This is a genomic window from Nocardioides segetis, assembly GCF_051390595.1.
Classification (GTDB): Bacteria; Actinomycetota; Actinomycetes; order Propionibacteriales; family Nocardioidaceae; genus Nocardioides.
In genome coordinates, this window is sequence record NZ_JBNINR010000007.1 from 1 (window position 1) to 19,375 (window position 19,375).

Here is a 19,375-nt window from a genome sequence, read left to right on the forward strand (position 1 = left end):
ACGAGTTGCGGATCGCGATCGTGACTTGGATCGAGAGGACCTACCACCGCCGCCGCAGGCAGGCCGGACTCGGACGACTGACCCCCATCGAGTTCGAGACCATCATGACTGCGCCAGCCACTCAGGCTGCGTGCCCCAACCTGTCACCCGTTCGTGCAGCAGTCCCCTCCAGCTCCTGCGCCACCCAGGCCCTCAGACCGTCTTCGCCTCCCCGCCCATTCTCGAGGAAGAAGCGTGGGGGTCGCTGCGGCAGCGGGCATGCACGACCCGCGGTTCGCTGTCGAGGAAGCGAGCGATCTCCTCGGGGTCATGGATGGCCACCCCAGAGGTCTATCTCAGGCATCCGACAGGACGTCGCGGTCCGTGAAGAGCCGCGACCGCGCCTTATGTCCGTGGTGCCACCGACACTCCGAGGCCAGCCAACACGTCGTCCACAATCCATAGCTCCACGGCGGAGAGGCGTGACCTTACGTCGGACCGCTGCGCCAGTGCGATGAAGGACTCAAGCACCTCGGCAGCCTCTGCCCCTTGTGCCAGGCCCATCTCTGAGAAGCGCAATGCGAGCGGCAACGGCAGGCCGTATTCATCGAGGTCAAGGAGGCTCGGCGCCAGAAAGAGGTTCTCGACCTGAGAGAGGTAGAACTCGTAGTTCCCACGAGCTTCATTCAAGGCTGTTGCGACCTCGTTGTAGATGCGCTGTGTCGCTCGCAGGAGCGACGGGATCGTGAAGCCCATCCAGTTGCGTTGGAAGGCAAGCACAGACGCCACCACGTCACTCAGGTCCTCGTTTGCAAAGCGGTAGGCGTTCTGTCGAGCTACCAGCTCAGGAAGGTCGCCGCCGGTGTCTCGTACCGCGGAAAGGACTCCCCAAAGGCGGTTGATGTTCATGCCGCGTCGCTGACGTGGTGCGAGAAGCTGGAGCAAGCCGAACTCAAGCACCGCTCGTGCCTGCGCATTGGTCGGGTAGCCGTTCCATGCGAAGTTGGATCGAAGGTTCCTACTCGTCCGGAGCAGGCGGGCTGCCTCGACCTGCAACTCTGGGTCGAAGCCTCGGTTCTCCTTGATCGTCTCCAGGGACAACACCGACTGAGTCAACACGTCATTGAGGCGGCCGCGGGACGTTCTCGTGAGCTCTGCTTCCGGAAGTTGGATGAGGGACGAGAGCGGCGCGTCCTCTGATTGGGAATCGATTGGGAAGTCGACCTCCATGGCCTCCTCGGCAGGCGGCGCCACATAGGTGACGACCCGCCCGACGAAGTGGCGTGACATCCGGCCAGCCCTTCCCCTGACGTTGCTGAAGGTGAAGTAGTCGATGGGCTTCCGGTCGATCTTCTTGTCATAGACGATCACGTTCTTAGCGGTGGTGTTCACGCCCTCGATGAGCGTGGTGGTGCAAACAAGCGAGCTGATCTCACCGTCACCGAAGAGGCGGATCATGATGCGCTGCAGGCTCCGGGGCATGGGACCGGTGTGCGTTCCAACGCCTTTTTTGAGCCCGTCAACGACCCGCCATGACGGATGGAAGTTCTCAGCAAGCCAGGTTGCAACCTCTCGTGCGAACGCGCCGGCTGGCGGCATCGCTTCGAACTCCGAGAGGCTCACCGCCATGCGCTCTGCGCGGGCAGGGGCCGACACGAACACGAGGGTTGAGCCCTCAAGGTCATGCCAGTAGCTCTGCATGTCATCGAGGCGGTCCTCATCGGGGACCTCTGAGCGATCCTCAACGTTGACCGCAACGGTCTTGTAGTCCGAGACGAACAAGCTGTCGCGCAGCTCGTCGTCCAGCGTTTCGGCGAGACTGTCTACGTTGGGACCGGTCAGGTAGTACTGAGCACCCGTGGAACGCAGACGGTTCCAAGCGATGTTGAGCATGCTCATGCGTTGGTCGTCAGGGTTGTGTGGCCCCAACTTGTAGAACTCGTCGATCATGAACAAGTCTACGTTGGGCATCTCGGGCAGCTCTAGGAATCGCTCCTGAGTGAGCACGTAGATGTTTCTCTCCGTCGGCTCCTGGCTCGGGTGGGTCACCAGGGTGTAGCGATCCGCGAAGCGAACCAGCCTCCGCCGAACCTCATCTATGAGGGCCACGGTCGGGACGATCACCACGATGTCGTGCCACTTTCCGGAGGCAACGAGAGCATCGAGAACAACCGACTTTCCGAAGGAGGTCGGAGCGGAGAGGATGATGCTCTCGCCATCCATCAGCCTGTAGTAGATGGTCGACTGCTCGGAGTGGAACAGGAAGTCCTCATCGCCCAGGTCTACTTCTGGGCGGTGGAACTCCACGGCCAAGGCCTCAGCAGTCGAAAGGCGGTCTCGGTTGCGACCCATGTAGGGGTAGAGCCCAAAGTGGATGCAGAGTGAGTCCACAACCGACTCCGCATGGGTGGCGGGATAGGCATCGAGAAAGCGGATAAGGCGCTCTCTGCCCTCCTCATGCAGGTCTGGTTCTCTCGTGTACCGGGCGAGCACCCGGAGCTCAGCGAGGTCAGGGCCAATCGTCTGCTCAGTCATGTCTCGTCCTACAGCGTCTGGTAGGTCATGAGGGCCTCGTGAGCGAGCTGCCGCACAGTCTTGGTGTCTTCAAGTGGCAGCACGATGAAGTAGATCGTCACTGGGAATCCCGCGGGAAGCTGTCCCTTGAAGGTGTCCCACGCCTCCCGAGCTTCAGTAATGAGCTCATCTATATACTCGTCGCAGACCTTGTCGTGCTTCTTCACCGTCTTCGACTGATAAGTCAGCAGGACGGGCATGACCAGGCGGTCGACGATCACGTCGAGTGAGGTGTTGTCGTCGAGCAAGTCCTTCAGCTTCTCGCTGTGCTGCCATCCGTCATCGAACTTGTTGGAGACGGCGAGGAACTCCTTGCGAAGGAAGTCGTTCCCGACGTGCTCGTTGAGGCTCTCCACCACCGCGGTGATGGCACTGCCCATGCTTTCGTAGAGCTTGGCCTCTCCGAGCCATAGGTCTAAGTCGTCGTCGTCATTGACGACCACGTGGACGGCGTCAAAGCCCTTGGCAGTGTCGTTCGGGGTGTCGAGGAAGTAGATCTTGCTTACTGCGGGCTCGGCGCCGTAGAAGTCACGCAGGATGCCGTGCAGGAAGAGCTCGCCGAACTCCCCACGACGCTTGTAGTTGTCTGTCGCGTAGACCATCTTCGCCGAGCGTGCGAGAGCAGCCGCTGCGCTATCCCCGTCAACCTTCTTCCACTCGGAGTAGCTGAGCGCGAAGGAGTTGAGGTGCCTCCGGAAGAAGTCGCGAACCAACTCCTTGGCACGCCAACGGCTCTGCTCGTACCCAACGCAGAACAAGCTGAATTTGGGCTCGCTTGAGTCGTCGTCATCGCGACATACGAGTAGCGGCTTACTCACGTGCTCCCTCTGCCTCTCCGGTCGCTCTAATCTAATGGAGGGAAACGCGCGAAGTGGGTTGATTGGGCCGGACCGGAGGGGTGGCACCGCCACCGTTGCCGTCATGAACAGGTGCCTCCTCCTGGTCGCATGTGACTTGCGGTCGACGGTAGGCCCCGGGTCCGACAGAAGGCGGCATCGCGCTTGCTCAGGGTGGTGCATGCCCTCAGGCCGTGATGGCTTGGAGTTCGACCATCTCCTCGACGGTGCTGGTGGCGACTGCTTGGGAGCGGGCCGGACGTCGAGCCCGAGAAGCCGGAGGCTCTCGACCCGTTCGTCGTGCTTCGCCGTGAACGAGATTTCTCCCTTCGGCGTCGATGGTTCAGCGACCGCGGTGCACTACCGGCGCACACCCGACGAATCTCGTCGGCGAGGCATCGGATGTCATGTCCGATCACGATGACAACAGAAGCGACAATCCGCCGCGTGGGGCCGGCCGCTGCCCGCAGACGGGATGAAGATCCGAGGGCCGAGTCCAGGCGTCAGCGTGGTCGTCGCGGGTCAGGGCTCGCGCTGGTCGGCGTGGTCCCGAGAGCGAGCGGACCAGCTTCTCGGCGGACACGGGCCGAGCCGGCGAACAGCGCTGCATATGAATGCCGACGACCACGCGAGGTGGAGCGTCGTTCTCGAGGTCGCCTTCACCGGCCTCTGTGAACGCGCCCCAGTTGGGTCACGCTTGTCTAGTCGCCTGTCAACCTCGACGCCCGACGCGCTCGGCGAAGGCGTCGAGCGCGTCGATGACCTCCTGGGCCAGCCAGACGCGGTTGCGCCTGCCGGTGCCGACCGGATCGATGATCCCGGCAGCGGCCAGCTGCTCGATCGCCCGCTGGGCGGCGGACAGGGCGACGCCGGTTGCGGCCTGGGCGTGGGCGACGTTGACGGCCGGCTGGTTGAGCAGGTGTGGGAGCAGCCGTCGCGCCGCGGAGCCGCGGCGCGACGCCAGGCGGTCGGTCCAGCCGTCGTACACCTGCTCCAGTTCGGAGACGAGCTGGCGACCGTTGCCCACCGCGCGGAAGGACGCGCTGACGAACTGCTGGACGATGGGCTCGACGTCACCGTCGCGGTAGGCGGTCAAGGCGTCGAAGTACGCCGCGGTGTCGGTCAGCAGTCCCGCGGACACGGGCACGGTCAGGCGACGGGTCACGTCGGAGCGGCGCAGCATCGCGTGCACCAGGGTCCGACCGACGCGACCGTTGCCGTCGTTGAAGGGGTGGATGGTCTCGAACTGGGCGTGCGCGATCGCGCAGTGGACCAGGACGGGCAGGTCGACGCGCGCCACGAAGGCGATCAGGTCCCGCATCGCGTCCTCCACCCGCGCATGGTGCGGCGGCACGAACGAGGCCGTGTGCGGACTGATCGCGTTGCTGCCGATCCACACCTGGGTCGTGCGGAGCCGGCCGGGGGCGGCGTACTCGTGCCCGGCCAGGAGCGCGTCGTGGGCGGCCTGGATCGACTCGACGCTGATCTGGTCGGCGAGCTCCACCGCGCGCCGCATCGCCACCACGTTGGCGGTGACGAGCTGGGCGTTGGGCCCGGCCTTCGCCTCGATCGCGGCGAGCGCCAGCGCTCGAGCTCCCGCGGTGACGCCCTCGATCTCCGAGGACGAGGCGGACTCGGTCCTCAGCAGCACGGCCGCCAGCGGCGCCAGCTCGGTGGCGGCGTCCTCACCCTCGACCTCGGCCCGACGCGCCGCCAGGGCGCCGACCTCGGCGTCGAAGCGGGTGATCTCCCGAACCGCGTCCTCCGCCTCGGCCTGGACCTCGGCGCTCACCCGGACCGGAAGGTCGGCGATGCGCGCGGGAACCGCGGCCTGGTAGGGCCCGCGCGCGGTCAGCCGCTGGCGGCGCGAGGCGGACTGGTCGGGGTCGCTGCGCCAGGGGCGGCTCTCGAAGCCGATGGCAAAGCCTCCCTGCGGCGCGGTCATACGCCGATGTTACACTACTTTAGGTCGTTAAAGTGGTGTAAGGACGGATGCTGTCCCTCGGACCGATGAGGAACGTCCGACCGTCCGGTCTGAGCAGGGTCGGTGGAGCGAGGAACAGGGGACACGATCAGGGGCCGGATGCACGTGCGGATGCTCGTCTCCACCGGCGAGGAGTCCGCGCCCGAGCCCGACATGGAGGAGCTCACCGCCCTGATCGAGCGAGCGGTCGGCGGTCCGGAGCTGCCCGACTACGACGGCGTGCCGGACACCGGGCGGGGCGACCGGTCCCGGTAGCGTCGCGCGGGTGGCCCGTCCTCGCCGATCCCGTCCCCGTCGACGGAGTGCGTCCCCGCGACCGTTGCCGGTCGCCGGGCCGGGCGAGCGGCTGTGGGTGCTCGACGTGCCGTACGGCACGCAGGTCGAGGGCGCGACCTGGCACCCCGCCGTCAAGACCCACCTGTACGTCGGCCGCCGGCTCCCGGCGCACCTGCAGCCCTACTCCCCCGGCCCGCACACGCTCGGTCGGTTCGTCGAGAACACCCTCAACCCCGAGGATCCGACGCCCGCGCCCGAGCCCACCGACGCGCTCGAGCCGCGGAGGATCCAGTTCGAGGCCGCCGACGCGATCGCGGCACGCGCCGCGGCGGGCGGACGCATGTTCCTGCTCGCCGACGAGCCGGGCGTGGGCAAGACGATCTCCGCCGTCCTCGGGGCGACGGCGGTCGGCGACCTGCGCGGCGCGCGGCGGGTGCTCGTCGTGGCCGACCGGCCCGCGGCGATCACGATCGGCCACTGGTGCCGCACGATCACGGCCCTGGGCGACGGTGGTCTCGAGTGGGTCGTGATCACGTGGGACCGGCTCGAGAAGGTCAAGGACCACGCCTGGGACGTGATCATCGCCGACGAGGCCCACGCGCTGCGCCGGACGACGACGAAGCGGTGGAAGCACTGGACCCGCATCTCCGGGCACGCCCTTCCCCACGACCGGGCGCCGTTCGTCATCGCCACCACCGCCACGCCCGGGCACACGCCGTTGGAGCTGCCCTACCTCGCTCCCGCCTACGCGCAGGTACTCGGGGAGCCGATGCGGGACTGGACGACGGCCACCCAGCCCGGCCCCACGTTCGCGGCGGCGCTCGAGCGGCACGGCATCGGCATGGAGCAGGGACGCCACGGCGCCGCCTGGACCACGGATCCGGCGCGGCGCGCCGCCGATCTCAAGCTGGTGCGCGGCTGGCTCGCCGACGACCGACCGCCGGCCATGCTGCACCGCGCCGCGCCCTGGGGTCCGGTGCCGATCTCCGGCATGCCGGTCGCGCTCTCCCCCGCCGAGCGGACGGCGTACGAGGCCGAGTGGGGTGAGTTCTGCCGTGAGATGGACATCGCCCGGCGCGGCCGCAACGTCGCGAAGGGGCGGGCGGCCCTGCTGCGCTTCCGGCAGAAGGCCGGGCTGATCCGGGTCGACTCCACGGTCGACTGGATCGCCCAGCAGGTCCAGGCCGAGCGGCAGGTGGCCTGCTCGGTCGAGTTCGTCGCGACTGCCGCCGACCCGATCGCCGACCGGCTGCGCGACGCGGGCATCGCGGTCGCCACGATCTACGGCCGCGACCGCTTCGACAGCGAGGCCGAGCGGTTCCGGTTCCAGACCGGCGCGGCCAAGGTCTGCGTCTTCACCACCGTCGCCTCGATCAGCCTGCACGCCGGCGAGACCCTCGCCGACGGACGACAGGCGAGCACCGATCCCCGGGTCGGCGTCTTCCACCAGGCCCGCTTCTCGGGCATCGCCGGGCGACAGGTCACCGGTCGCACCCACCGTGACCACCAGGTCTCGCCGTGGCACATCGCGTACGCCGAGGGCACCGTCGAGGAGCAGGTCGGCAAGGTGATGGTCGAGAGGATCGCCGCCGCCTCCGACACGGTGGGCAGCGACACCACCGGACTCGCCGACCTCGCCCAGCTCCTCGGCGCCGACTGGCTGCCGGCGACGACGTTGACCGAGGACGGCGCCTGACCCGCGCGCCTCGCGGCCCCTCGCGGCCCTCGCGGCCTCAGCTCGGCTTCGCGTACGCCGCCACGCCGGTGTCGAGGATGACGCAGGCCTCGTCCCCGACGGTCCACGCGTCGTGGCCGGGGTCGAGGTCGATGACGTCGCCGGGGCCGATGTCCATCTCGTCGCCGTCGTCGGGCTTGACGGTCATCCGGCCGGAGAGACAGATGCCGGTGTGGTGGACCTGGCAGGAGTCGGTGCCGGCGATCGGCTTCACGTCGTTCGACCAGCGCCAGCCCGGCTCGAAGGTGGCCCGGCCGAGAGTGAAGTCGCCGAGGGTGACGACGTCCATGTGGCCGTGGTCCTGGAACGACCGGCGCTCGTGGGGTGTGTCGATGCTCTGCTTGTCGGACATGAGGCTCTCTCCTCTGCTCAGCGGGTCGGCTCAGACGGTGGCCCGGGGACGGATGTTCTGGTTGCCGGAGAAGACGTTGCCGGGGTCGTACTCGGACTTGATGGCGACGAGGCGCTCGTACTTCTCGGCACCGAAGGCGGCCCTGATGCGGTCCTCCCCCTCGTCGCCGATGAAGTTGAGGTAGACCCCGCCGGTGGTGAACGCGGCGTTGGCGCGCCGGTACTCGCGGACCCAGGCGATGTTGGCGTCGTCGTCCGCCGCGTCCTCCCACGTCGCGAAGGGGTGGCTGACCCAGCGGGCGCCGCGCTGGCCGAGCGGGGTCGACTCGGCATCGATGCGGGCGACGGCGCCGCCCCACGGGAGGAGGAGGTGCTGGGTCAGCGGTGAGGGGCGGCGGGCGCCGGCGTCGAGGAAGACGTCGAGGGCCTCGTCGGGGAGGCCGTCGTGGTAGTCGGCGCTCCAGTACTGCCGGAGGCCGGGCGGGTCGTCGATCATCGACTGCAGGTGCGCGTACGGCATCGGACCGACCAGGTCGACCTCCGGCGCCAGGTCGCGCAGGACCTTCAGCAGATCCTCCCCCGCCGCGTGGTCGCCGTTCCAGCAGACCGCGATCGCGATCAGCGGCTGTCCCTGCAGGTGCGGCGGGATGAACTCCTCCGGCGGGCCGCTGATGACGACCAGCCCGCTGCCGAGCTCGTCGGGTGCGTCCTCGGCCCAGTCACGGTAGGCCCGGGCCACGTCGGTGGCGCGGGCGAACGGCCAGGCCATCAGCCCGCCGAGGATCGTCGGACCGACCGGGTGCAGCCGGAACTCCAGCGCGGTCACGACGCCGAAGTTGCCGCCCCCGCCCTTGCTGGCCCACAGCAGGTCCTGATGCTGGGTCTCGTCGGCGCGGATCTCCCGGCCGTCGGCGGTGACCAGCTCGACCGCCAGCAGGTTGTCGCAGCTCAGGCCGTGCTGACGCTCGAGCCAGCCCGAGCCGCCGCCGAGGGTCAGGCCCGCGACGCCGGTGGTCGACACCCGGCCACCGGTCGTGGCCAGGCCGTACTGCTGCGCGACGGCGTCGAACTCACCCCACGTGCACCCGCTGCCCACGCGGGCCCGGCGGCCGACCGCGTCGATCTCGACGCCCTTCATCGGGCGTACGTCGACCACCAGCCCGTCGTCGTTCGTCGACTGCCCCGCCACCGAGTGCCCGCCCGAGCGGACGGCCACGGCGAGCCCGTCGCGGGCGGCGCGATCGAGCGCCTCCACCACGTCTGCCGGGCCGCCGCACGCCGCGATGACCCGCGGCCGCTTGTCGATCATCGCGTTGAACAGCGCGCGCTGCTCGTCGTACCCGGCGTCATCGGGCCCGCACCACCGTGTCATGTCGACCTCCGAACTGGCCTCCCCGCCCCCTCACGCTCCTCCGGGTGCGGCCACGCGGCATCCCATGGAATGGGGAAAGGTGTCGACGGCTCCGGCTCAGCGGTCGCGGGCGCCCGCAGAGGCGAGCAGTCGCGCCACCCATTCCGCCGCGGGCCCGGGCGCCCGCCCCGGTCGGAGGACCCCGGAATGTCCGCTGCGCCACCAGTACGGCGACACGCGCAGCCCGCTCTCGCGGTAGCCGCGGATCAGGGCGCAGGTCAGCCAGAGCGGGGCGACCTCGTCGAGGGCGGCGGCGTCGACGCGCAGCGCCATCCCGGCAGGCAGGGCGAGATCCGCGACGTCGTGGGCGCGCAGGGACCCGAGCAGCCGCGACCGGACGGCGTCGCCGCCGGGGCCCAGGAGCGCCCGAGGTGCCGACCCGCCGAAGGACTCGCGGCGGGCGAGCTCGCTCAGCGTGCGCTCGCCCAGCTGCGGCCACAGGCGGCGGGCACGGTCGCTGAGTCCGTCGCCGTCGACGAGGCGGCGCAGCTCGGGATCCGTGGTGGCCGCCCCACTGATCATGAGCGCGACCAGCGCCGGGACGACGCCGAAGCCCGGCGGGGTGACCGGCCACCGGAGGGAGAGACCGATCGTGATGTCCATCCGGGTGACCGGCGCGAACACGGCACAGCCGACCAGCGCGACGCCCGCGGGTGGACCGACGGCGGCGGCGTGCAGGGCGGCGACGGCGCCCTCGGAGTGACCTGCCGACACCCAGCGGCCTCCGAGACGGAAGGACGCGGACCGCGCCGCGACGAGGAGATCGCGCACCGAGGTCGCGAGGGCGGCGCCGATCAGGTACGGATGCGGGCCGGGGCTCCCGAGACCCTCGTAGTCGGGCCGGAGGACCGCTACCCCGGCGCGCAGCAGGTGGGAGACGAAGGCGTCGCCCTGGGTCATCCGCCGCAGCTCCGGGCTGCCCTCCGCGGCGAGACTGGGCGCGGAGCGGTCGCCACCGCCCGTGGTCATGTGACCGTAGGTGACCACCGGCCAGCCCGACGCCGGCGGCGCCCCGGCCGGGACATGGACGAGTCCCGTGAGCACCGCGGGATCGCCGGTCACCGAGGTCGACGTGTACGACACCCGCCAGGACTCCCCCGCGGCGGCCAGCGCGGCCCGGCCCGTCGCCGGCGAACCGTCGACGATCTCGGACGCTCTCACCAGCGTCCCCGCGGCAGCAGTCTGCGGACCGGGCGCGGGATCAGCCCGAGCCTGCCGGGAGCCCGGACGTCGGCGGCCGCCATCAGCTCGGCGAAGGCGTTGGCGACAGGGACCAGCTGGTCGACGTCGATCTTGTCGAGGGTGTCCGCGTCGTCGTACAAGTAGAGCGGACCGGAGACCAGGCTGATGGTGGGCACGCCCGCGGTGAAGGTGAACGACGCGTCGGTGGGGATGCCGTCGAGCGTGAACTCCAGCAGTCCGGCGTTGAGCATCGATGTCGCGCCCAAGCCGTGCCGGCGGATGGCCCGCGCCAGAGCGAGCTTCATCGTCGGCGAAACGTTCTCGAAGAAGGCCCGCGGCTCGCTGTGGTCGAGGGTCTCCCACCCACCGTCGGCGGTACGCCGAGCACACCGCCCGACATGCTCGACGGTCAGGTTGAGCGCCAGCCGATAGGGACTGTCGGGGTCGATCGTGTAGCGGCGCGCGAAGGCACGATGCGCCTGGTAGCCGGTGAAGTGGCTGTCGAAGGTCACGAACATCAGCGTCTTGCGCCAGGGCCGACCGGCCCGGGCGCGAGCGACGGCGTGCTCCGCGAGGGCGATGACCTCCGCCGTGCCACTGGCGTCCTCCACCGCTCCGGGCCCGATGGAGTCGTGATGGGACTGCACCATGATCGTCTCGGCCGACGCGCCCCGAAGGACACCGACGACGGTGCGTGCGGTCACCCGGCGCCGCTCGGCCACGAGCCGCAGGCGGGCCCGGGACCCCGCGCGCAGCCGGTCGCGCAGCGCCGCGCCGGCGCTGCGCGTGATCCAGACGCCGGGCAGCGTGAGGAGGGTCCGGCGGTAGTACTCGTTGTGGTAGCTCAGCGACTCCGGATAGTCCTGCAGCACGCCGATCACGCCCACCGCCCCGGCCGCCGCGGCGTCGCGCATCGTGCGGGTGAGCGAGGTGAGATACGGGTTGCGTGAGCCGAGCGCCTCGCGGTTGAGCATCCGCCGGTCGGGGTCGTGGACGTACTCGCTGAGCGGCAGCAGTGCCCACTGGGGCAGGTCGAAGGTCAGGTCGAACAGCACGATCCGCCCGGCGACGTCGTGGCCCGCGACCTTGTCCGTGCCGATGTCGACGACCGCGGCGTCGGTGCCGCCGGGCCCGGTGCCGAGCGTTCCGGCGTACTCGTGACCGGGCAACGCGCAGTGCCGGATCGGCGCGCAGGGGACGTCGACCCCGTCGACGTCCACCGCCGTCAGGCGCGGCTCCCAGGCGAACGAGTCGGTCTCCTCGACCCAGATCTCATCGAGCCCGGCCCGGCGGAGTCGCTCCTCGACGTACGCCGCCGCCCGCGCCCCGCCCGGAGTGCCGGTGGCGCGCGGCGCCATGGCGACCAGGTCCGCGATGGTGCTCGTCAGCTCGTCGGTCGTGGCGACGTCGTCGGTGCGGAGGGCCATGGCAGCGACCCTAAGATCGCGTCACCCGTCCGGTGACTGACGCAGGGAATCGACAGCAGACGACACGGTGTGCGGAAGACTGCACACATGACGCCCTCCGATGACGAGATCCGTCAGCTCGACATCCTGCCCGAGATCGACCTGGCCCTGATCGACGCGCTCCAGGTGAACCCGCGCGCGCCGTGGACCACGATCGCGTCGGTGCTCGACATCGATGCCGTGACGGCCGCCCGACGCTGGCGACGGCTGCATGACGATCGGCTGGCGTGGTGGGTGGTCCGCCCGTCCGCGGCACGGCTCACGCCCTACCTCGATGCGACGCTCGTGCTGCTCCGGTGCGCGCCGGGCGCCGCCGCCGAGGCGGCCGATCGGGCCGCGGCCCCGGAGTGGACCCACACCGTGGACCTTCTCGCGGGCACGGCGGACCTGGGTGTCGTGGTCCTCGGCTCGGGACTCGCCGAGGCGGACCGGCGCGTCGACGAGCTGGCCGTGCGCTGCGAGGGCGAGGTCGTCGAGCGACGCGTCGTGGCCGACGTGCACGCGGAGGACGCCGGGTGGCGGCTCGGGATCTGTTCCGCGTCGCAGCGGCAGGCGCTCCTGCCGCGCAACGACCGCCCCGTGCCGGCCGCGCCCCGCGCTGACGTGGTCGACGAGCTGTTGGCTGCCCTGGGTGACGACGCCCGGCTCAGCGGGCAGGAGCTGGCGACCCGCGTGGGTGGCTCGGAGCCGACGGTACGCCGCGCGCTCGACCGCGCCCTGCGCTCGGGGGCGATCCAGCTCGGCTGCGACCTGGCGACGCCGGCAGCCGGCCTCGGGCGCGGCGTCCTGCTCGAGGTGGAGGTCGACGACCCCGTCCGCTCCGGCCGGGCGCTGGCGGCGGCCGGGCCGGTCCACCGCTGCGTGCAGACCGTCGGGGCCGGCAACCTGACGCTCGGCGTGCGGCTGAGCTCGCTCGGCCGCCTGCCCGCCGCGGAGGCGGATCTCGCTGCCGTGGCGCCGGGCTGGCAGGTGCGCGGCCGGGTGACCGTGCTGCGGCCCGTCAAGCGCCAGGGACAGCTGCTGGACGCTCAGGGGCGGCGCGCAGTGCCTCGTCGAGGCGGTACGCGCGGATCGCGAGCAGGCTGAGCAGGACGAGAGCGGCCGGGACGATCGAGGTGCCGGCGAGGACCGCGAGCCGAGCGGCGTCGTCGTAGCCGTCGAGACCGCCCTCGTAGCCGCCGAGGGCGAGCACCACGCCGAGCAGGCCCGGGCCGAGCGCGAAGCCGAGCAGCTCGCAACCGGCCCAGACCCCGGAGAAGAGGCCGATCCGGTTGCGGCCGGTGGAGCGGGCGTCGTGGGCGGCGACGTCGGGCAGCATCGCGAGCGGGAAGACCTGGATCCCGGCGTACCCGGCCCCGGTCACGGCGGCCCAGGCGAGGCACCAGGCCAGGCTTCCGCTCCCGGCACCGACCAGCGCGACCAGGCCCGACGCCAGGACCGCCGTCGCGGCGAGATAGCCACCCTTCTTGCCCAGGCGGTGGCCGAGCCACGCCCACAGCGGCGCCGAGAGCACGCCCGGGAGGACGAACGCGGCGAAGAGATGACTGCCGGCGGCAGCGTCCCCGAGCAGGACCCGGGCGGCGTAGGCCACGGCGGCGAGCAGCATGCTCGTTCCGGCCGCCTGCAGCACCAGCGCGACGACGAGCGGCCGCGCATGGACGTCGCCGAGGACGACCCGGAGCTGATCGCGCAGGCGTCCGCCGGCGGGCTCGGCACGGACCACGGGCGCGCCGCGCGTACACCACCACACCGCCAGCGAGCCGGCGACGACGACAAGCCCGGCGATCGCGCCCATCGCCCCGTAGCCGCCCGCGGTCGTCGCCAGCCACGGCGCGACCACCCCGGAGACCGCGATGGCGGAGGTCACCACGCCGACCCGCCACGCCATCATCCGGGTGCGCACCCCGTAGTCGGCGGTCACCTCCGCCGACATCGCGAGGTAGGGCACCTGGAAGAAGGCGTATGCCGTCGCGGCGGCCAGGTTCGCGACCAGCACCCAGAGCAGCGCGATCAGGAAGGGCGCGCTCGGCCCGGTGAAGACGAACGCCAGTCCCACGCCCATGAGCGGTCCCGCGACCAGCAGGAACGGGCGGCGCCGGTCGGGCCGGCGTATCCGGTCGCTGATCCGGCCGGCCAGCGGGTTGCAGACGAAGTCCCAGGCCTTCGGCGCGAAGACGACCAGCCCTGCGAGCAGCGCCCCGACGCCGAGCTCCTCGGTCAGGTACGGCATCAGCAGCAGGGACGGCACCGTGCCGTAGACCCCGGTGGCCACTCCGCCGAGCGCATAGCCCCGGCGGATCCGCGCGGGCAGCTCGTCTGACATGCGCCGAACGTAGAGGACGACCGGGTCGGCGCACGCAGATGCAGGAATCCGTCATCAGGCCCCCGCCCCGCCGAGCCATCCGGCGACCACCCGATGTGACCATTCCCGTCCAGATCAGCGGTCCCTACCGTGGTCCTGCGGCGCCCCGACCCAGGAGGACCTGATGAGCAGTGGCCAAGCACAGGAGGCACCCGGGGACGAGGCCGCCCGGGCGGCCGCCGCGGCGAGGAAGGCAGAGGCCGAGCTGCGGCTGGCGCAGGGGAACGCTGACAAGGCGGTGGCCGAGGCGGCGAAGGCCGCTGCCGAGGCCCGGGCGGCGGAGACGACCTCCGACGTCGCGCGGCGTACGGCGGACGCCTACGACACGGAGGCCGCCCGGCTGCAGCGCGCGGCGGAGTCGGCCAAGGCGATCGCGGAGGCGGACTCGGCCGCGGCCAAGGCCCGCCGGGAGTCGCTGGCCGCGCTGCTGCCGGATCTCTCGACGGTCGCGGCCAGCACCCTGGAGCGGGCGGAGGAGGGCGGGCCGATCGCGGGGACGGCGCTGATCTTCCGGGCGATCGCCAGAGCCGGCGACCGGGTCGGCACGGACGTCGCCGCGAGGACGGAGCCGGCGGAGGGGCGGCGGATCCTCGTGACCTCCCAGCTCGACCTGGTCACATCGGACGGCGTCCACCTCGACGTGGTCTCCGGCATCGACCAGCTGAATGCGCTGATCGCCGAGGTCACGGCCGCGGTCGGCCGGAAGTTCCGGGCGCTGGGCACGCCCCTCGACCTGGCCGGCGCGGTGGCGGGGGCGATCCCCGGCGTCCTGTCGCTGCTCTCAGCCCAGCGCAGCCTGTCCACGACCAAGGTCGACGGCAACGACACCGCTGCCGCCGCGGCCGTCATGAGCCGGCTGGTGGCGCTGGGCGTGCCGGTCACCCACGACGACTTCCGGACGGTGCCGACGGGAACGGTGCACACGAAGTACACCGCCCTCACGCAGAACCGGGCGGGCTTGATCGGCACCCAGCTGGCTCAGGCCGACGCGGTCCGCCGAGCCACCGCCGCCGAGGCGGATGCCACGACCGCGCTCGCCGCCGCCGATGCGGATCTTGCCGAGGCAGAGAAGACCGGCGGCGACGTACCGGCGGCGGAGGCGGCCGTGGCCGAGGCGGCGCGACAGGTGGAGGAGGCGAGCGCCGAACTCGCCCATGCGACCAAGAGCCTGGCCGTCGTCGAGACCGTCATCACGATGGCGGACGAGTTCATCGCGGCCGTCCGGACGGCGACGCCGGGCAGCCGCTCGCTGCTCACCACCGCGGCCGTCCGCGAGCAGCTGCACGAGGACGCCGCCCGGTTCAGCCACGTCCTCCTGGTCAAGGCCGAGAACGGGCAGACCGAGCACACCACCACGAACCTGCCGCTGTTCTTCAAGGACCGGTTCACCACCTCCGCCACGGCGGCGGTCACCTACCTGGCGATCACGACCGCCGACTCGAGCGTGGTCGCGTCCGGCACCGTCACGGCGGCGGCCTCAGCGCACGGGAAGATCGGCGAGCGCTACCAGCTCGACGAGTAGCCGCCACTCAGACGGCGCGGTGGAAGCGGTGCATCTCTCCGTCGACGCCCTGGTAGGCCCACCCGAGCGCGGTGAAGAAGGCGAAGGCGTGCTCGTTCTCGGGATCCACGAAGGCGATCCAGCCGGTGGTCGGTGGATGCCCTGCCCAGCCGAGGACCTCGGCGAGGGCCGTCCGCCCGACGCCGGTGCGCCGCAGGTCGGGAGCGACCGCGAGATCGGTGATCGCGTGCTCCGCGCCGTCGGGGTCCCAGACGACCCCGACCAGCGCCACGGGTGAGCCGGCCCCGTCCTCGACGACCAGCTCGACGCCGTCCTGCTCGGCCAGGACGTGCTCGAGCCACGCGGTGTCGAGCGGGCCCAGCTCGCGGTCGAGGGTCTCGTCCTCGAACCACCGCCGCACCCAGGGCCAGTCGGGGCGTGCGAACCGCCGGACCGTGCGGGCGGGATCGGCGCGGGCGACGTCGGTGAGGGCGGTCACCAGGACAGGCTAGGCGGTGGGCGAAGAGACGCGGCACTACGCTGATGCCGTGCTGTACGAGGTCCTCCACACGACGGTCCCTCCCCTGGCGCGCGCCCTGTGGCGGCCGACCATCGAGGGCATCGAGAACGTGCCGGCGACCGGGCCCGTGCTGCTCGCGAGCAACCACCTCAGCTTCGCCGACAGCGTGGTGATCCCGATCGTGGCCCCGCGCAAGGTCGTCTTCCTCGCGAAGGCGGAGTACTTCACGGGCTCCGGCCTGCGCGGACGGCTCAGCAAGGCCTGGTTCGAGGGCCTCGGCATGGTGCCGGTCGACCGCACCGACACCCGCGCCGCGCTCAACTCGCTCGACGTGGCCCTCGAGGTCCTGGGCCGCGGCGAGGCCTTCGGCATCTATCCCGAGGGCACCCGCTCGCGCGACGGACGGCTCTACCGCGGCCGGACCGGCGTCGCGCAGCTGGCCTTGACGGCCGGTGTGCCGGTCGTGCCGGTCGGGCTCCTCGGCACCGCGGACCTCCAGCCGCCGGACGCGACCTGGCCCCGGCGGGCGAAGGTGACCGTGCGGTTCGGCGCGCCGATCGACTTCACCGGGCGCTTCGAGGGCCTCGCCCCCGGTCGGGCGCGACGCGAGGCGACCGACGAGATCATGGCGGCGATCCACGCGCTCACCGGGCAGGAGCTCGCCGGCGTCTACAACGAGCTGCCCGCCGAGGTGTGAACCCCGTCCGGGCCGCCGCTCCCCCGGACCTGCTCGGCACCGACGCCCAGGGAACCGCTTCCCTGGCTCAGTCCTCGGCGCGCATCCGCGCCAGGCGCGCCCGCAGTGCCGGCACGCGGTGGGCGTTGCCGTGCAGCTCGACGTACCGCTCGCCGTGGACCCACAGCAGGGCGTCGTCGAGGCGGCGGACCGCGCCCGGCGGGTAGCGGTAGCCCATCCGCTCGCGCAGGGCGTCGTCGTCGACCGAGCGCAGGGACTCGCCGAGGGCGGCGAGAGAGGTGATGCCGAGCTCGAGGACCAGCGCGGAGATCCAGGCGTAGTGGTCGGTGCGCGACCAGCCGGCGTCGGAGTACTGGCCGGCGAGGAAGGCGGCCAGCTCGCGGGGGCTCATCCGCGGGTCGCCGTCCAGCTCGTCGTGCTCGTCGTCGTCGGCCTCCGTGGGCCCGTCGCGCAGCAGGTCGCGGATCGTGGAGAACTCCCGGTCGGCGAGCTCCAGGAGCCCCGCGGCCAGCGTGAAGCGGCGGTCGAGCTCGAGGACGTGCTCGGCCGGCACCGAGCCCTTGTAGCGCGTGTCGTGCTCGAACTCGGCCCAGGCGTGCTGCAGCACGGTGCGGATCTGGATCGCCGCCTGGTGGCCCTGGAGCGGGTCGGTGTCGCCGTCGCCGACGCGCGCGGGGTCGAGGCCGACGATGAGGTGGCGGCTGGAGTACCCGAACCGGCCCTCGCTGGCCGTCTCCTGGCCCAGGTCCCGGTCGTCGTGGACGACGACCTGGTCGCCGAGGAGGTCGACCACCGCCTGCACGTCGCTGTGGACGTAGGTGATCACGCGCACGCCGATCTGGTCGGTGATCTCGCGCAGCGGGTCGGTGTAGAGCGGACGGCCGCCGAGCGTGCGGGCAGCCTTGGCCGCGAAGGAGGACACGCTCTTGGCCCGCCCGGTGACGGTCAGGTAGTTGATGCCGGCCTCGTCGAGGATCGAGGTCACCAGCCGCACGAAGCCGTCGGTGACCTCGCGCAGCCCGGGCTGCAGCTCGGCGTACCGGCGCACGGCGGCGCCGATGTCGGGCGCGGCGGCGGGGTCGCGCGCGGGCCGGGGTGCCGGCAGCAGGCCCTCGGGCAGGGAGGGCGTGACGATATAGCCGGTCTCGAGGTCCCCGTAGGTGGTGGTGTCCTCGGGGCGTCGCTCGGCGAACATCGCGACATAGGCGCAGACCACGGCGTCGACCTGGTCCTCCACGACCCGCAGCTCGCTCTTGCGGGTCGCCGTCTCGGCCGCCGAGCGCAGCGCGATCCACGCGGGATGCCCCTCGACGTGCAGCGGCGGCTCCGCGGCGCCGAGTCCCTCGACCAGGCCGAGCAGGACGAGCAGCTCGGCCCGCAGCTGCTCCAGGTCGCGGCCGGGCTTGTTCTTGTACTTCAGGGTGCGGCCGAGCCGGAACAGCGCGACCGTCGCCGGATGCGGGTAGACCTCGATCGCCCGTCGGGGCCGGCGCGAGCGGGGGTTGATGTCGAGTCCGAGCCGCGCGGCGACCCGCGCGGCCCGGGGCTGCTCGCGGAACTCCGGCTTCCCGGTGTTGGAGGGGTGGGCGCCCGCGTCGAAGCGCGCGAAGTCCTTGTTGAGCGCCGCCTCGGCCGGCCGGTTCCCGGTCGCGTTGGCGACCACGATGGGCGCGTCGATCGCGACCACGCACGCCCCCTCGACGTACGGCGCGAGGGCGCTCACGATGTCGTCGTCGGTCTGCGCCGCGGCGACGGTCAGCAGCATCCCGTCGCCGTCGACGACGGCGATCCCGGTCGGTCGGCGCTCCCCCCAGGCGAGGTCGACCCCGATGAAGTGCGCGACGGTGGGGGCCTGCCCGTCAGCGCTCATGGACCGACCCTATCGACTCCGCCCGACCATGCCCGCTGGGTGAACGCGAGGTGAACGTGACACCATCGCCCGGTGAACTCGGCTCCCGTGGCGCTCTGGCGCCTCCTCATCGCGGCGTGCGCGGCCTCCGGGGTCGTCCTCGCCGCGCGGGAGTACGACGTGTGGTGGACCGCCCTGTCGCAGCTGGCCAACCTGGCGGTCGCGGTGTGCTTCCTCGGGCTCGCCGTCCGCGAGCCGCGCTCACCGTGGCTGCGCGGCGCCCTCACGACCCTCATGGTGCTCGTCGGCGTGGCCTACGTGCCGATGCAGAACGGCAACCTCGGCCAGGCCTGGTCGCTGCTCGAGCACGTCGTGACCCCGACCCTGGTCGTGCTGGACTTCGTGCTCGTGGGCCGCAACCACCACCAGGTCCGCTGGTGGCACCCGCTGTCGTGGCTGGTCCCGCCGACGGCGTACCTGCTCTGGTACGTCGGCGGCGATCTCGCCGTCTACGGGGCGCTGGACGCGGGCCGGCCGGCCGAGTTCGGCCAGCGGGTCACGGCCCTGCTCGGACTGCTGCTCGCGACCGGCTACGGGCTCTACCGCCTGGGACTGACCCGGCGGGTGTCCTCCGAACCTCTCTAGATCGGCG

At 71.4% G+C, this 19,375-nt stretch carries 16 protein-coding genes and 1 pseudogene; 7 read left to right on the forward strand and 10 right to left on the reverse strand.

Annotation, left to right across the window (positions count from 1 at the left end; translation table 11 throughout):
* A pseudogene (locus tag ACPZVR_RS14445) lies at positions 1-128 on the forward strand (IS3 family transposase); the annotation flags it as partial.
* Between the two features lie 256 nt (positions 129-384).
* On the opposite strand, the gene ACPZVR_RS14450 reads toward ACPZVR_RS14445, so the two are convergent.
* From ACPZVR_RS14450 to ACPZVR_RS14460, 3 genes are all read right to left on the reverse strand, one after another.
* Positions 385-2,514 carry a DEAD/DEAH box helicase gene (locus tag ACPZVR_RS14450; protein WP_436700297.1) on the reverse strand — a complete coding sequence of 710 codons (2,130 nt, stop codon included), beginning with the start codon at positions 2,512-2,514 and terminating at the stop codon, positions 385-387.
* Positions 2,515-2,522: 8 nt separating this feature from the next.
* A complete protein-coding gene (locus ACPZVR_RS14455) occupies positions 2,523-3,476 on the reverse strand; it encodes a HamA C-terminal domain-containing protein (RefSeq protein WP_436700298.1) in 954 nt (317 codons plus the stop codon).
* Between the two features lie 625 nt (positions 3,477-4,101).
* Entirely contained in the window at positions 4,102-5,334 is a 1,233-nt protein-coding gene (locus ACPZVR_RS14460; protein ID WP_436700299.1) for a Fic family protein, read from the reverse strand.
* A 102-nt stretch (positions 5,335-5,436) separates the two neighbouring features.
* Between ACPZVR_RS14460 and ACPZVR_RS14465 the strand changes: the two genes are divergently transcribed.
* Both ACPZVR_RS14465 and ACPZVR_RS14470 read left to right on the forward strand, forming a co-directional pair.
* Positions 5,437-5,628, forward strand: a complete 192-nt coding sequence (locus tag ACPZVR_RS14465) for a hypothetical protein (RefSeq protein ID WP_436700300.1) — start codon at positions 5,437-5,439, stop codon at positions 5,626-5,628.
* A gap of 64 nt (positions 5,629-5,692) precedes the next feature.
* Positions 5,693-7,345 carry a DEAD/DEAH box helicase gene (locus tag ACPZVR_RS14470; RefSeq protein ID WP_436700301.1) on the forward strand — a complete coding sequence of 551 codons (1,653 nt, stop codon included), beginning with the start codon at positions 5,693-5,695 and terminating at the stop codon, positions 7,343-7,345.
* Between the two features lie 37 nt (positions 7,346-7,382).
* Here ACPZVR_RS14470 and ACPZVR_RS14475 read toward each other — a convergent pair whose 3' ends face one another.
* The 4 genes from ACPZVR_RS14475 to ACPZVR_RS14490 form a co-directional block, all read right to left on the reverse strand.
* Positions 7,383-7,736: a cupin domain-containing protein gene (locus tag ACPZVR_RS14475; protein WP_436700302.1), complete on the reverse strand. Its 354-nt coding sequence runs from the start codon at positions 7,734-7,736 to the stop codon at positions 7,383-7,385.
* A 30-nt stretch (positions 7,737-7,766) separates the two neighbouring features.
* Positions 7,767-9,107: an FAD-binding oxidoreductase gene (locus ACPZVR_RS14480; protein WP_436700303.1), complete on the reverse strand. Its 1,341-nt coding sequence runs from the start codon at positions 9,105-9,107 to the stop codon at positions 7,767-7,769.
* Between the two features lie 96 nt (positions 9,108-9,203).
* Positions 9,204-10,307, reverse strand: a complete 1,104-nt coding sequence (locus ACPZVR_RS14485) for a lipase family protein (protein WP_436700304.1) — start codon at positions 10,305-10,307, stop codon at positions 9,204-9,206.
* Positions 10,304-11,755, reverse strand: a complete 1,452-nt coding sequence (locus ACPZVR_RS14490; RefSeq protein ID WP_436700305.1) for a M28 family peptidase — start codon at positions 11,753-11,755, stop codon at positions 10,304-10,306. The genes ACPZVR_RS14485 and ACPZVR_RS14490 overlap by 4 nt, the downstream gene beginning before the upstream one ends.
* 87 nt (positions 11,756-11,842) lie before the next feature.
* On the opposite strand from ACPZVR_RS14490, the gene ACPZVR_RS14495 reads away from it, so the two are divergent.
* The gene (locus ACPZVR_RS14495; protein ID WP_436700306.1) at positions 11,843-12,880 is read left to right on the forward strand and encodes an Lrp/AsnC family transcriptional regulator; all 1,038 of its coding nucleotides are present in this window, start codon (positions 11,843-11,845) and stop codon (positions 12,878-12,880) included.
* On the opposite strand, the gene ACPZVR_RS14500 is transcribed toward ACPZVR_RS14495, so the two are convergent.
* A complete protein-coding gene (locus ACPZVR_RS14500; protein ID WP_436700307.1) occupies positions 12,795-14,117 on the reverse strand; it encodes an MFS transporter in 1,323 nt (440 codons plus the stop codon). The genes ACPZVR_RS14495 and ACPZVR_RS14500 overlap by 86 nt on opposite strands.
* A 163-nt stretch (positions 14,118-14,280) precedes the next feature.
* On the opposite strand from ACPZVR_RS14500, the gene ACPZVR_RS14505 reads away from it, so the two are divergent.
* Entirely contained in the window at positions 14,281-15,678 is a 1,398-nt protein-coding gene (locus ACPZVR_RS14505; RefSeq protein WP_436700308.1) for a hypothetical protein, read from the forward strand.
* Positions 15,679-15,685: 7 nt separating this feature from the next.
* On the opposite strand, the gene ACPZVR_RS14510 is transcribed toward ACPZVR_RS14505, so the two are convergent.
* Entirely contained in the window at positions 15,686-16,156 is a 471-nt protein-coding gene (locus tag ACPZVR_RS14510) for a GNAT family N-acetyltransferase (protein WP_436700309.1), read from the reverse strand.
* Positions 16,157-16,205: 49 nt separating this feature from the next.
* On the opposite strand from ACPZVR_RS14510, the gene ACPZVR_RS14515 reads away from it, so the two are divergent.
* Positions 16,206-16,874 carry a lysophospholipid acyltransferase family protein gene (locus ACPZVR_RS14515; protein ID WP_436700310.1) on the forward strand — a complete coding sequence of 223 codons (669 nt, stop codon included), beginning with the start codon at positions 16,206-16,208 and terminating at the stop codon, positions 16,872-16,874.
* A gap of 67 nt (positions 16,875-16,941) precedes the next feature.
* On the opposite strand, the gene ACPZVR_RS14520 is transcribed toward ACPZVR_RS14515, so the two are convergent.
* The gene (locus ACPZVR_RS14520; protein ID WP_436700311.1) at positions 16,942-18,744 is read right to left on the reverse strand and encodes a DUF429 domain-containing protein; all 1,803 of its coding nucleotides are present in this window, start codon (positions 18,742-18,744) and stop codon (positions 16,942-16,944) included.
* Between the two features lie 72 nt (positions 18,745-18,816).
* Here ACPZVR_RS14520 and ACPZVR_RS14525 point away from each other — a divergent pair, with 72 nt between their 5' ends.
* On the forward strand, positions 18,817-19,368 hold the full coding sequence (locus ACPZVR_RS14525) for a hypothetical protein (protein WP_436700312.1): 552 nt from the start codon (positions 18,817-18,819) through the stop codon (positions 19,366-19,368).
* The last annotated feature ends 7 nt before the right edge of the window (positions 19,369-19,375 follow it).